8 protein-coding genes and 2 pseudogenes are annotated in these 13214 nt (G+C 47.4%); 7 read left to right on the top strand and 3 right to left on the bottom strand.

Annotated features, from left to right (window positions below; genetic code table 11):
- The first annotated feature begins 11 nt into the window (after positions 1–11).
- Positions 12–1982, top strand: coding sequence for an ATP-binding protein (locus D791_RS18915; protein WP_051514390.1), 1971 nt, complete (start codon positions 12–14; stop codon positions 1980–1982).
- Positions 1957–2952, top strand: coding sequence for a response regulator (locus tag D791_RS09575; RefSeq protein ID WP_036510811.1), 996 nt, complete (start codon positions 1957–1959; stop codon positions 2950–2952). Before D791_RS18915 ends, D791_RS09575 begins: the two co-directional genes overlap by 26 nt.
- A 6-nt stretch (positions 2953–2958) precedes the next feature.
- Here D791_RS09575 and D791_RS21760 read toward each other — a convergent pair whose 3' ends face one another.
- From D791_RS21760 to D791_RS21750, 3 genes and pseudogenes are all read right to left on the bottom strand, one after another.
- Positions 2959–3228 (bottom strand): (2Fe-2S)-binding protein, encoded by a 270-nt coding sequence (locus D791_RS21760; protein ID WP_337588626.1) that lies wholly within the window; start codon positions 3226–3228, stop codon positions 2959–2961.
- Between the two features lie 372 nt (positions 3229–3600).
- A pseudogene (locus D791_RS21755) lies at positions 3601–4433 on the bottom strand (molybdopterin oxidoreductase family protein); the annotation flags it as partial.
- Complete coding sequence (locus D791_RS21750) at positions 4391–5608, bottom strand: molybdopterin-dependent oxidoreductase (protein ID WP_337588625.1); 1218 nt, start codon at positions 5606–5608, stop codon at positions 4391–4393. The gene D791_RS21750 and the pseudogene D791_RS21755, both read right to left, overlap by 43 nt.
- 382 nt (positions 5609–5990) lie before the next feature.
- Between D791_RS21750 and D791_RS09565 the strand changes: the two genes are divergently transcribed.
- The 5 genes and pseudogenes from D791_RS09565 to nirB all read left to right on the top strand — a co-directional run bounded on the left by D791_RS09565 (position 5991) and on the right by nirB (position 13202).
- Positions 5991–7253: a nitrate regulatory protein gene (locus D791_RS09565; RefSeq protein ID WP_036510808.1), complete on the top strand. Its 1263-nt coding sequence runs from the start codon at positions 5991–5993 to the stop codon at positions 7251–7253.
- 279 nt (positions 7254–7532) lie between these two features.
- Positions 7533–8867: a CmpA/NrtA family ABC transporter substrate-binding protein gene (locus D791_RS09560; RefSeq protein WP_051514389.1), complete on the top strand. Its 1335-nt coding sequence runs from the start codon at positions 7533–7535 to the stop codon at positions 8865–8867.
- Between the two features lie 36 nt (positions 8868–8903).
- Complete coding sequence (gene ntrB, locus D791_RS09555) at positions 8904–9773, top strand: nitrate ABC transporter permease (RefSeq protein ID WP_081763808.1); 870 nt, start codon at positions 8904–8906, stop codon at positions 9771–9773.
- A 14-nt stretch (positions 9774–9787) separates the two neighbouring features.
- A complete protein-coding gene (locus D791_RS09550; protein WP_036510805.1) occupies positions 9788–10642 on the top strand; it encodes an ABC transporter ATP-binding protein in 855 nt (284 codons plus the stop codon).
- Between the two features lie 38 nt (positions 10643–10680).
- A pseudogene (gene nirB / locus D791_RS09545) lies at positions 10681–13202 on the top strand (nitrite reductase large subunit NirB).
- Positions 13203–13214 lie beyond the last annotated feature (12 nt).

Genomic DNA, 13214 nt, shown 5'->3' with positions numbered 1-13214 from the left:
GGGATGAGTTGATGGAGCAAGAGCGGCTAGAAGGTGAGTATCACCGAGTTAGAAAAGACAAGCAGCCCTTGTGGGTGCGTTCATCCTTTCGTGTGATCCACGATATTGATCATGGGCACGCGCGAGTCATAGAGCTAGCAACAGACTTAACTGAACGCAGAGATATGGAGATACGTTTACGTCAAGCAAAAGAGAAAGCTGAGTTCGCTGCACAAGTCAAAACGAACTTCTTAGCCAATATGAGCCATGAAATACGCACCCCTATGAACGCCATTATTGGGTTTACTGACTTAATGCTTGATACGCCCTTACAACCGACCCAACAGCGCCACTTAACAACCATTCGAAAGTCGGCCCAGTCCTTGTTATCCCTATTGAATGATATCCTCGACACAGCAAAATTAGAGCAGGGTGCGGTGATTTTAGAGTCGATCGATTTTTCATTACGGGATGTGTGTGATCAAGTGTTGGCAACACTTGGGCTCTCAGCCTATAAAAAAGACCTTGAACTGATCTGCGATTATCCCGAAGAGCAGCCAACCTGGTTTAAAGGGGATCCGTTGCGCATTCAGCAGGTGTTGATTAATTTGGTTGGCAATGCCATCAAATTTACCCATCATGGACGTGTTGTTGTATCGGTGAAGTATGAAAACGATCTCCTCTTGATCAAGGTACTGGATACAGGTGTTGGCATTGCGGCCGACCGCTTAGAGGCTATTTTTGATCCCTTCTCACAAGAAGATGCATCCACCACTCGAAAATACGGTGGAACAGGGCTTGGAACCAGTATTTCAAAACAATTGGTTGAGGCGATGAAAGGAGACATACGCGTTACCAGTGAACTGGGTAAGGGCTCTTGTTTCTCAATAGAGTTACCACTTCCTGTAGGAAAAGAGGTTATTACTCCGCGAAGACGTGCAATCCAAGCACAATTGCCTCCGTTGCGGATTCTGATAGCAGATGATGTGCCTCAAAATCTTGAACTTTTGGCGTTGAACTTTGAGAAGGAGTCGCATCAGCTGCAGTTAGTAACAAATGGCTATGAGGCGGTTTCTGCCTTTAAAGAGCATCCGTTTGATTTAGTACTAATGGATGTGCAAATGCCTGAAATGGACGGGTATGACGCGACGCTCAATATTCGCGAATGGGAGCGGATGCAACAGCAGTCACCGACCCCAATTATCGCACTGACCGCCAACGTTTTAGAACAGGATCGCCTCAATGCAGAGAGAGCAGGCATGTCAGGTTTTGCTATCAAACCCTTGAATATGCAGGCCTTGCGTGAGGAAATTGTTCGTGTTCTGCAGCTGAAGCTGTCAGAGGACGAACCCTCATCCGATAGGCATTTCCCGCTAGAGGGTGATGAAATTAAAGGCGTAGATGTCATTGATTATGCACAGGGGGTGGCGCTTTGGGGATCTAAGCAAGCATTGCATAATGTGATTAAGCGCTTTTTGGCACAGAATAAAGAGACGGTTGATGCTTTGGTGAGCCTGAATGCTTCCCAGTTGTTGGAGCAGGCGCATCGCTTAAAAGGGGCTGCGGGTAACTTAGCATTAAAATCCCTAGCACATGCGCTGGATGCATTAGAAAAAGCGTTAAAAGATAAAGGGCCAAGTCATCATTATGATGAAGAAATACGAGCGCTCACGTTGGCGTTTCAAGAGGTGTATGCTCTGTTTGATACATTACCGAATGAGATCGTTTTTGAAAGTCAGATCCAACTCAATATAGATTCTGTAGAAAAGGCTAAGGCGCTGATTAATCAGATGCTGGCTCGACTGGATAAGGGGGAATTACCCGACGATTGTCTTGATGCATTAGCGGAGTGCATAGGCAGTCACGCCCTAGTCACCTTGACGGACTGTTTGGAGGATTTTGATTTTGATTGTGCACACTCAGCGTTGTTGACGTTGCAGGAAAGTTTGAATTCAAATCAGGAGGGGGATAAGCTTCATGAGTCGTACCGATGTTCGCCCTAAACTTTTGATTGTCGACGATGAACCGACAAATTTACAAGTGCTTCGTCATATTTTACAGGACGAATACCGCTTGGTGTTTGCACGAGATGGCCACAAAGCCATCAGTCTTGCGAAGGAGCAGCAGCCTGACCTGATTTTGCTTGATATTATGATGCCGGATTTAGATGGACTGAGTGTTTGCCGTTTATTAAAGTCTGAACATTCAACTCGTTCAATTCCTGTCATTTTTGTCACAGCCTTATCGGATGTGGATGATGAAGCGATAGGGTTTGAAGCGGGTGGCGTTGACTATATTACTAAACCTGTCAGTGCCGCCGTGGTGAAAGCGCGCGTTAAAACGCATTTGAACCTTGTGCATTTAGATGAGATTCGTGAAACGCGCTTAGCCATCGTACAGCGACTCGGTCGAGCATCGGAATACAAAGACAATGAAACCGGCATGCATGTGATTCGTATGAGTCATTACTCGCGCGTGATTGCACGTGCTGCTGGGTTCAATGAGCATGATGCCGATGATTTATTAAATGCAGCTCCTATGCATGATGTGGGAAAAATAGGTATTCCAGACTCAATCATTCGTAAACCAGGCAAACTGGATGCAGACGAATGGCGCGAAATGCAGCGACATGCTGAAATAGGTGCTGAAATTATTGGGCAGGACGACTCTTCTTTGCTGCAAATGGCACGTCGTATTGCTCTGTATCATCATGAAAAGTGGGATGGCAGCGGCTATCCTGAAGGACTCAAGGGTGAGGCCATTCCGATTGAAGCACGTATTGTTGCCATTGCGGATGTCTTTGATGCCTTAACCAGTGTTAGGCCGTATAAAAAAGCTTGGACCGTTGATGATGCTGTGAACTTGATCGTTTCCGAAAGTGGTAAGCATTTTGATCCAACCTTAGTGGATGTGTTTGTTCAAGAGATTCCAGCGATCCTTGAGATCAAAGCTCGCTGGGTCGAAACAGAATAACGGTGGTTATACACTTTGTTCTTCAATTGTGAGCGTCGCAATCTCCTCAGCCAAGAGTGACGAGAGCTCAGGAATACAGGATCCACATCCGGTTCCGCAAGCCAGTTTTTCTTTGAGTGAATCGAGTGTATGGCAGCCCTTTTCAATGGCGGCTTTAATCGATGCCTCGGTCACTTGATGGCAACTGCAGATGATCTGTGTCGCTTGAGCTCCTTGTTGAGCATTGAGTAACCTAGTGCGTTGCGTGGGTGTTAAGGTACGTTTTGAAAAGAGCATATCCATAGGCGCTGGGTCTGATTGAATCGGATTTAGGCTGATTAATAATACCCAACGTAATCGATCCTGATCGAATGCCACTGCTCTCATGTCACCCGCGGAGCTTTGCACCCAGCTGTCTGGGGCTTGTCCTAAATGCTGACGACACCACTCCATCCATGAGCGAGGAAGCTCTGTGTCGGCCAGCAAAAACTGTGTTGAATGACGCATCGGAATTTTGGACCAATAGCCCCTGAGTCTTAACTCAGTGTCATCTTTAATCAGTAACTGTGCATGCCATTGAGCCGGGTAGGCGCTAAGAGCGACGGCTCCCTGCTTGGACTCGGGCTGGCCCGACACTGGATCACAAAAGCCTTCAAGCAGTGCATTGCAGTAGCCATCACCACTGAATTGTTGATTCCAATGCATGGGAATAAACACTTCGCCCTGACGCTGCGCTGCGCTGATCCGAACACGACCGATATAGCGACCCTGATGATTGCTTAACTCAGCCAAGTCTTGATCACGTAGGTTGTGATACTTAGCATCCTCTGGATGAAGGTCTACAAAGGGCTCTGCTCGGTGATTAAACAATCGGGCCGCTCGCCCTGTCCGAGTCATGGTGTGCCACTGATCGCGAATTCGCCCAGTGTTGAGCTGATAGGGCCACTGAGCCGATGGAAGGGCTTTTGGAGTGTTTGTTTGAGTGGCAATAAATTGTGCTTTTCCTGAGGGGGTCGAAAACTGGCCGTCGTCAAAAAGGCGTTTGCGTCCATACGGAAAGTGTTGATTGATCGGCCACTGCACAGGTTGAAGTTGATCGTATTCTTGTTGAGACAAGTGGCTAAGCCCGCTGATATCAAAGCTCCTTTGCCCATCGTTTTCAAACCCTGACAAGGCCGCATGCTCAGCAAAGATTTGAGCGGGGTGGCTAAAGTTAAACCCTTCTTCAAACCCTAGGGCTTTGGCAACATCGCAGATGATTTCCCAATCATGACGAGCCTCGCCTGGCGCTTTAATCAATCCCTTTTGTCTTGAAATACGGCGTTCAGAGTTAGTGACTGTGCCATTTTTCTCACCCAAGTGCTGCTTGGCAGCTGAATATCGGCAAATGTTAGGGTGTCCGTCTCAGACATGGCTTCTGACACAATAACACAATCACAACGCTTTAAGGCTCGACGGATCAACGCTGTGTTGGGTAAGCTGACCAAAGGGTTGGTGGCCATGATCCATAATACTTTAATTTCCCCACGGTCAATCGCTTGAAAGAGGTCCAAGCTTTATGGCCGGGTTGTTGTGCCATATTAGGGGCGTTCCAGAAGTTTTGAACTCTGTTGATGGCTTCGGGCGAAAACTCCATGTGTGCAGCCAATTGGTTGGCGAGGCCGCCGACTTCACGCCCTCCCATGGCATTGGGCTGACCCGTTAACGAAAAAGGTGAACTACCAGGCTTTCCTATCCGTCCTGTCGCTAGGTGACAATTCATCAGGCTATTGACTTTGTCCGTCCCAGAGCTGGATTGATTGACACCTTGAGAAAAGAGCGTGAGTGTTCTGGGTGTGTTGGTAAACCAATCAAAAAATATTGTTAGGTCGGCTAAAGGAATATCGGTTAATCTCGCGGCTGTTTGGATATCGGGGATGTCTTGGCGTGCCGCTTCGATGGCTCTTTCAAACCCTTCCGTGTGCTGGTCAATATAGGATTGGTCGAGAGCATCCGAGTGAGCCAGATGGACAAGAAGGGCATTAAAGAGAGCGACATCTGAGCCGGGTTTGAGGGCCAAATGCAAGTCTGCGAGCTCGCAGGTTGCCGTTGCACGAGGATCAATAACAACGACTTTAACCTGAGGACGTTGCGTTTTAGCGGCTTGAATTCGTTGAAATAAAATAGGGTGATTCCAAGCTGCATTTGAGCCCACCAGAATAATCAGGTCAGCCAGCTCAATATCTTCGTAGCAACCAGGAACCGAATCAGAGCCAAACGCACGTTTATGTCCTGCAACGGTTGATGCCATGCATAAGCGTGAGTTGGTGTCGACGTGAGATGACCCTAAGAAACCTTTCATCAGCTTATTGGCGACGTAATAATCCTCTGTAAGCAGCTGCCCTGATAAGTACATGGCGATACTGCCTGGTCCATGTGCGTCCAAGCTTTGGCGAATTCGGGAGGCGACCGCTTCAATCGCGTCAGACCAATGCACGTTTTGTCCATCTACGCGAGGCAGCAACAATCGCTGCTCAGTTTGGGTGGTTTCATGAAGCGTTGAGCCTTTGATACACAGCCGCCCGAAGTTAGCGGGGTGTTGGCTATCGCCTGAGACTGCAATGATGCGTTGATCCGACAGTTCTGCGGTTACACCGCACCCTACACCACAATACGGGCAAGTTGTGTTTTGCTTCATAGTCACTCATCCAAAAAAAAAGCCCATTGCTTCACACACCAATCATGTGCAAAGAAATGGGCAGCATTGCCGATCTGGTTCATCAACCAGACGAGAAGATTCATAAATAATTTAAGCAATAGGTATGCCATGCTGGAGATACACAAGTGTTGTGGTGCTGGTGGTAGATAAGGAGGCGATTGAGAAATGAAACTTGCCACAAATTGGTGCGAAAGAAGTGTGCATTGCGTTAAATTGGTGGCAGGGACTGTGCGGGTACATAAATAAAACGTTGGAAGCTGGATTAAATCTGTTACATTGCACAGAAAACAACATTGTGCGCAGGATGGTATAGTTTTTGCGTTTTATGATGTGATGTAAGATCTATCAATCGGAGACGTCTATGCCTGCATGCCGTACTGAAGATTTCTTATTGGCGTCTAAGCGCTGTGAGATATCCAATCTGCAACAACTTTTGATGACGGGTGAACTGGTCAAGTCAATCAGTCAGCTGGTTCATACACTGCAGCGTGAACGTGGTTTATCGAATGTCTATATCGCATCATCAGGTCAACGCTTTGGCCCTCAGCGCTTAGCTCAAATTGAGCAGGGCGAGCATCTCGAAACAGAGCTTAAAGCACGGTTGGCGTCTATGAATCTAGATGCCTGCCACTTGTCAGGTAGCGTGAGGCTCTATACGCGTATCGCTTACGTCGTTCATGGTCTGAATAGCTTGCCATCGATTCGTGACAAAACTCAGAGCCTTCAAATAAGTGCCAAAGAATTAACAGGGCTGATGAGCCGCTTGATTGCAGGGTTGTTATCAGTCGTTTTTGAAGCCGCCGATACAGCGACAGACCCTGATATTACACGGGCTTTGGTGGCGATGTTCAATTTTATGCAAGGGAAAGAATTAGCAGGGCAAGAGCGGGCTTGGGGAGCCAGTGGCTTTGCTGCGGGTCATTTTGAGCTTGAGGATCAGCAAAAACTTCATGATTTAATCGACGCACAATCCCGATGCTTTGAAGTGTTCACCGAGTTTAGTAGCGAGTCGCCTTTAATAAGTTGGGAGGCCTTGCTATCCGACCCCTGTTCAGATGAGTTGATTCGCTTACGGCAACTGGTTGCGCGCTCGGAAGAAGGGCAGGCAATCCCCTCGGCGTTTAGTGAAATCTGGTATGACGTTGCCACTTGCCGTATTGATGCCATGCGAGCCATCGAGAGCTTGCTGGCGGCGGATCTATTGGCCTTGTGTCAAACTAAATTAAAAGCCGCGGAGCAAGACTTACACAATCATCGCCGACTTTTGGCTGATTTGGCAAAGGAAGATGATGTAGGTTCATCTTCATTAAGCTATTTAACGGACTCCTTGCATGCGTATGATCAGGACTTATCCATCACGCCGGGTCGTTCAGTCTACGAGTTACTAAAAGCTCAATCCATGCGCTTGCAGTTAGTGAGCGATGAACTACAGCAAGCGCGCCAAGCCTTGACCGAGCGTAAAACCCTAGAGCGAGCAAAAGGGCTGCTGATGGAGTACCAAGGCCTCTCTGAAGAAGCCGCCTATCGACAGATACGTCAAGCGGCCATGGAACAAAATCTCCGCGTAATCGACATTGCGGATACCATTATTAAACGCACTCAGGCCATTATTGGTAAAAAATGACCCTTGGCGTTTTGTTTTGAATGAATTCAGTGCACCTTGCCCAATCACGGGGCAAAAATACTCTAGATTGCCTTACCTTTTTTACATGTTTTTTCCTAATTCATTGTTTTTAATGCCCTATGAAAAGTTGGCATGAAATAAGCATTCTAATTCAGTAGACATAATGCATCGGACCATAAACTATTTTGTGGTCACTGAATCGGACAACGGCGTCCATCTCACATCTGATCCTTCGGATGTTCGAGATGACGCCGTTTTTTTTTGATTAGGAGAAAATCCATGAAAGCTAAAAATTCAACGCTGAACACCACAACTGACGTTCAACCTTTAAATGTGGATAGACGGAAATTTGTGGGTGGCATGGCGGCATTGGCAGGGGCTGCTTCTTTGGGTGGGTTCTTGCCATTGGTCTCTTCTAAGGCTCAAGCGGCATCAGGCAAGCTTGAGACGACATCGGCAAAACTTGGATTTATTGCCCTGACAGATGCCGCGCCTTTATTTGTAGCCTTGGAAAAAGGATTTTTTGCTAAGCATGGCATGAAGGATGTTGAAGTGCTGAAACAGTCCTCTTGGGGAACAACACGCGATAACCTCGTGTTGGGGTCTCAGCGTAACGGCATCGATGGCGCTCATATCTTAACGCCCATGCCTTATTTGATCGCATCGGGGGCCATGACCGCCAATAATGTTCCAACGCCTATGTATATTTTGGCGCGTTTGAACTTGTCGGGTCAGTGCATCTCTGTGGGTCGTGAATACAGTGATTTAAAAGTGGGGCTCGATACTCAAGAATTCGCACAGGCAATAGCGGCTAAGCGGGCCTCGGGACAGGCCGTGAATGCAGCCATGACCTTCCCAGGCGGCACTCATGATATGTGGATGCGTTACTGGTTGGCCGCTGGAGGCATTGATCCTGATCAGAACATCTCGACGATTGTGGTTCCACCGCCTCAAATGGTTGCCAATATGCGTGTTGGCAGTATGGATACCTTCTGTGTCTGCGAGCCTTGGAATCAGCAGCTGATTAATCAGGGTATCGGCTACACCGCCAACACCACGGGCGAGCTATGGCATAACCATCCGGAAAAAGCCTTTGCGATGCGCGCAGATTATGTCGATGCAAACCCTAATTCAACAAAAGCATTAATCATGGCGATCATGGAAGCTCAGATGTTTTGTGAGCAACCCGAAAATAAAAAGGAAATCGCTGAAATCTGCTCAAGACGTCGTTGGATACATGCCCCCTATGCTGACATTATCGACCGTATGGAAGGTAATTTTGATTATGGTACTGGTAAGGTGGTTGAAAACCATCCGAGTCAAATGCGTTATTGGAAAGACAGCACATCCTATCCCTATAAAAGCCATGACTTATGGTTTTTAACCGAAAATAAGCGCTGGGGATATTTGCCTAAAGATTTTGATTCAAAAACGATTATTGACCAAGTTAACCGAGAGGATATTTGGCGCGAGGCGGCGGCTACATTAGGCATTGATAAGTCCGATATTCCAGAAACAACATCTCGTGGATTGGAAACCTTCTTTGATGGCAAGGTGTTTGATCCAGAAAACCCAGATGCCTATTTAAATAGCTTAGCGATTAAACGCGTATAAATAATAAGCCCTTATTGTTGGGGGAGGATTTTTACTATGACTACCAAAGCGAATAGTATTGTTAAACCTTTATCGGCTGTCGGCATGCCTGCTGCAATGGATAAAACACTATTGCGTTTTAAAAGCCTGGGTGACAGTTTTGTGCAAAAGGTTTTACCTGCACTTATTGTTGGTTTTATATTAATGCTGATATGGGAGCTATTGTCTTCCTCTCAGGGCGCGACGTTACCTTCACCCTCTAAAGTTGTTAAGGATACTTGGGAGTTAATTATCAATCCCTTTTATAACAACGGTGGAACGGATGTGGGGATGGGCTGGCAAATTCTGGCGAGCTTAGAACGAGTTGCCTATGGCTACAGCTTAGCGGTTATTGTTGGGATAAGTTTAGGTGTGCTGGTTGGTCAGTCCACTTGGGCCATGCGCGGTTTAGACCCTATTTTCCAAATCTTAAGAACGGTTCCCCCCTTGGCATGGCTGCCAATTTCGTTGGCAGCATTTCAAGACAGCAGTCCATCCGCAATCTTTGTGATTTTTATTACAGCAATCTGGCCAATTATTATTAATACCTCTGTTGGGGTTCGTAATATACCAGAGGATTATCGCAATGTTGCTAAGGTGTTATCACTAAATGGTTATGAGTATTTTACCAAAGTCATGTTGCCAGCAGCCGCACCCTATATCTTCACAGGCCTTCGCATTGGCATAGGTTTGTCTTGGTTAGCCATCGTTGCTGCTGAAATGTTGATTGGTGGCGTGGGAATTGGTTTCTTCATCTGGGATGCGTGGAATGCATCTATGATCAGTGACATTGTGTTAGCGCTGGTTTATGTGGGAGTTGTCGGATTTCTGCTCGATAAATTCATTGGTTTTATTTCAAGTTTAGTCACCCGCGGCACGAGTAACTAATAGGAGCACATAAAATGTCTAAGCATTATTTATCGATTGAAGGTGTAAACAAATTCTTTGGACAGGGTGCTAAACAGTCCTGTGTGCTCAAGAATGTGAACTTAAATATTAAAAAGGGTGAGTACATTTCGATAATCGGTCACTCCGGTTGCGGTAAGTCGACGGTGTTGAACATCGTGGCGGGGCTTTTGCCTGCGACAGATGGCGTGGTCATTCTAGACGGTAAAGAAGTGAACTCACCGGGTCCTGATCGAAGTGTTGTGTTCCAAAACCATTCATTACTGCCTTGGTTGACGGTGTATGAGAATGTGGCGCTTGCTGTTAATAAAACCTTCAAGAAAACAAAGACAGCACAAGAACGGCATGAATGGATACTAAAAAGTCTGGAAATGGTGCACATGTCTCACGCATTGGATAAGCGTCCAGCCGAAATTTCTGGGGGCATGAAGCAACGTGTTGGGATTGCCAGAGCTCTAGCAATGGAACCGAAGGTCCTGTTATTGGATGAGCCATTTGGTGCGTTAGATGCACTGACTCGCGCCCATTTACAAGATGAGGTGATGAAGATTCAGGCTGAGATTAACAGCACCATCATCATGATCACACATGACGTTGATGAAGCCGTATTGCTCTCAGATCGTATTGTCATGATGACCAATGGCCCAGAGGCCACCATCGGTGAAATTTTGGAAATAGACTTACCTAAACCGCGTAATCGTATAGAGATGGCTGATAACCCCAAGTACAACCGTTATCGACAAGCAGTTTTGCGTTTCCTATATGAAAAGCAACGTAAGGTGGAAGTGCTCACATCGGCTGAGAAACCGAAATCCACCCAAGCCAGTCTTAAAAAAGCGGCCTCCGCTTAACGAAATCGTTCAAGTAGATAGAGGTCGAGGTGAACACCATGAAAAAACAACTAGTGGTTATTGGCAATGGGATGGTAGGTCATCATTTTGCTGAACAGTGGATGGCATCAGAGATGGCCGCCGATTATGAACTGCATGTATTTGCAGAGGAAAATCAGCGTGCCTATGACCGTGTCCATTTATCTGAGTATTTTGAAAAGCAAAGTTCGGCGCACTTACAATTGGGTGATGATGGATTCTACACACTCCCCGGAATCCATTTGCATCTCAATGAAGCGGTGATCGCGCTGGACCGCGAAGCAAAGTCTGTGACGACGGCACAGCGGCAGTATTCATATGACACATTGGTGTTTGCGACGGGCTCCTATCCATTTGTGCCACCGATAGACGGACGTGAGTTGGATCATTGCTGGGTGTATCGAACGCTTCAAGACTTGGATGCCATTCGGGCCAGTGCTCAAGGGGCCACGAGAGGGGTTGTTGTAGGAGGGGGGCTCTTAGGGCTCGAAGCGGCGAATGCACTGCGGATGCTTGGATTAGAGGCGCATGTGGTTGAGTTTGCACCGCGCTTGATGCCGGTTCAATTGGACAGTGATGCGGGTTCACTTTTACGTGCCAAAATCGAAGATTTGGGTGTTAAGGTTCACACCGAAAAAGCGACGCGCAAGATTATTCCTGGCGATGAACAACGACTACGGATGTGCTTTGCGGATGAAACCTACCTTGAAACAGATCTGATTGTGTTTTCAGCGGGTATTCGCCCACAAGATCAGCTGGCACGTGAGGCCGGTTTGCAGCTGGGAGAGAGAGGCGGGATAGCCGTTGATCAACATTGCCGGACCAGTGATCCGTCAATCTATGCAATTGGTGAGTGCGCGGTCTGGAACAATCAGCAATATGGCCTAGTCGCACCGGGCTACACCATGGCACGGGTGGCGGCTGCCATATGATTGGCAATGTTGGAACCACCTTTACCGGTGCGGACATGTCGACGAAGCTTAAACTGTTAGGTGTCGATGTGGGGTCCATTGGTGATGCACATGGCGCGACACCCGGTGCACTGAATTATCGCTACAGCAATGAGATTGAGGGCGTGTATCGACGTTTAGTTGTCTCCGCTGATGGCTCTAAGCTGTTGGGTGCAATTCTGGTCGGTGACAACAGTTATTATGACACCCTATTGCAATATGCATTGAATGGCATCGCGTTACCGGAACACCCCGAATCCTTAATTCTACCGGACAGCTCTGGTATGAGCTCGCCGAGCTTGGGTGCATCGGCATTGCCGTATGAGGCGACGTTGTGTTCATGTCACAATGTGACCAAAGGCGATATCTGTGAGGCGATGAATGATGGGGCGGTGAGTCTGTCTGATATCAAGTCGATGACAAAAGCGGCAACGGGGTGTGGTGGTTGCGCCGCGATGGTCAAAACCGTGTTTGAAAGCGAGTTAGAAGCCCGAGGTGTTCAGGTTGATAAGTCCATCTGCGAGCATTTTTCCCATACCCGTCAAGAGTTGTTTCATTTAGTTAAAGTTGAAGGTATTCAAACATTTGATGAGCTAATTGAGCGACATGGGCAGGGTGGAGGTTGCGAAATTTGTAAGCCAGCCGTGGCGTCTATTTTGGCCAGTGTGTGGAATGAACATGTTCACGAAGCAAAGCATTTGCCACTGCAGGACACCAATGACACCTTTATGGCGAATATGCAGAAAAATGGAACGTATTCAGTTGTGCCTAGAATTCCAGGCGGAGAAATAACCCCCAAAATGCTGATTAAAATTGGTGAAGTGGGTGAAAAATACAACCTCTATACCAAAATCACGGGTGGCCAACGGATTGATTTGTTTGGCGCGACCTTAGATGAGTTGCCTTTAATCTGGGAAGAGTTGATTGCAGCGGGTTTTGAAACAGGGCATGCCTATGGCAAGTCGTTGCGAACTGTCAAATCCTGTATTGGCGATACTTGGTGTCGCTACGGTGTGCAAGACAGCATGAGCATGGCGATTCGCTTGGAGAATCGTTACAAGGGCATGCGTTCACCCCATAAGGTTAAAATGGCGGTATCCGGTTGTACACGTGAATGTGCGGAAGCGCAAAGCAAAGATATCGGAGTGATCGCGACAGAGAATGGCTGGAATCTGTATGTGTGTGGCAATGGTGGGATGAAACCTCGTCATGCGGATCTATTCGCGACGGATTTAGATGATGAGACACTGATTCGTTATATTGATCGAGTGTTGATGTTCTATGTCTATACGGCTGACCGATTACAGCGTACCTCTGTGTGGCTCGAAAACCTTCAAGGCGGATTAAAATACCTGAAGGAGGTGGTGATTGATGACAGCCTCGGTTTGGCTGAGGAGCTGGAAACCCGGATGCAGCATATTGTCGATACGTATCAATGTGAATGGAAAACCGCCATCAATGACAGCGAGAAACGTAAGCGTTTTCGCAGTTATGTGAACGCGAGCGAGCCCCGCAAAGCGCGTATTCAATTGATTGAAGAGCGTGGCCAATTGATACCCGCGCGCATGATTACTGAGGAGGAAGTCGCATGAATGCTGCATCGA

Source organism: Nitrincola nitratireducens (assembly GCF_000585235.1).
Classification (GTDB): domain Bacteria; phylum Pseudomonadota; class Gammaproteobacteria; order Pseudomonadales; family Balneatricaceae; genus Nitrincola; species Nitrincola alkalisediminis.
This window is presented reverse-complemented; position numbering and strand designations above follow the sequence as displayed.

Bases quoted from the DNA above. Each gene is read 5' to 3' on its own strand.
- D791_RS18915 (WP_051514390.1), top strand. From the start codon at position 12: ATGGAGCAAGAGCGGCTAGAAGGTGAGTATCACCGAGTTAGAAAAGAC.
- D791_RS09575 (WP_036510811.1), top strand. From the start codon at position 1,957: ATGAGTCGTACCGATGTTCGCCCTAAACTTTTGATTGTCGACGATGAA.
- D791_RS21760 (WP_337588626.1), bottom strand. From the start codon at position 3,228: ATGCTCTTTTCAAAACGTACCTTAACACCCACGCAACGCACTAGGTTA.
- D791_RS21750 (WP_337588625.1), bottom strand. From the start codon at position 5,608: ATGAAGCAAAACACAACTTGCCCGTATTGTGGTGTAGGGTGCGGTGTA.
- D791_RS09565 (WP_036510808.1), top strand. From the start codon at position 5,991: ATGCCTGCATGCCGTACTGAAGATTTCTTATTGGCGTCTAAGCGCTGT.
- D791_RS09560 (WP_051514389.1), top strand. From the start codon at position 7,533: ATGAAAGCTAAAAATTCAACGCTGAACACCACAACTGACGTTCAACCT.
- ntrB (WP_081763808.1), top strand. From the start codon at position 8,904: ATGACTACCAAAGCGAATAGTATTGTTAAACCTTTATCGGCTGTCGGC.
- D791_RS09550 (WP_036510805.1), top strand. From the start codon at position 9,788: ATGTCTAAGCATTATTTATCGATTGAAGGTGTAAACAAATTCTTTGGA.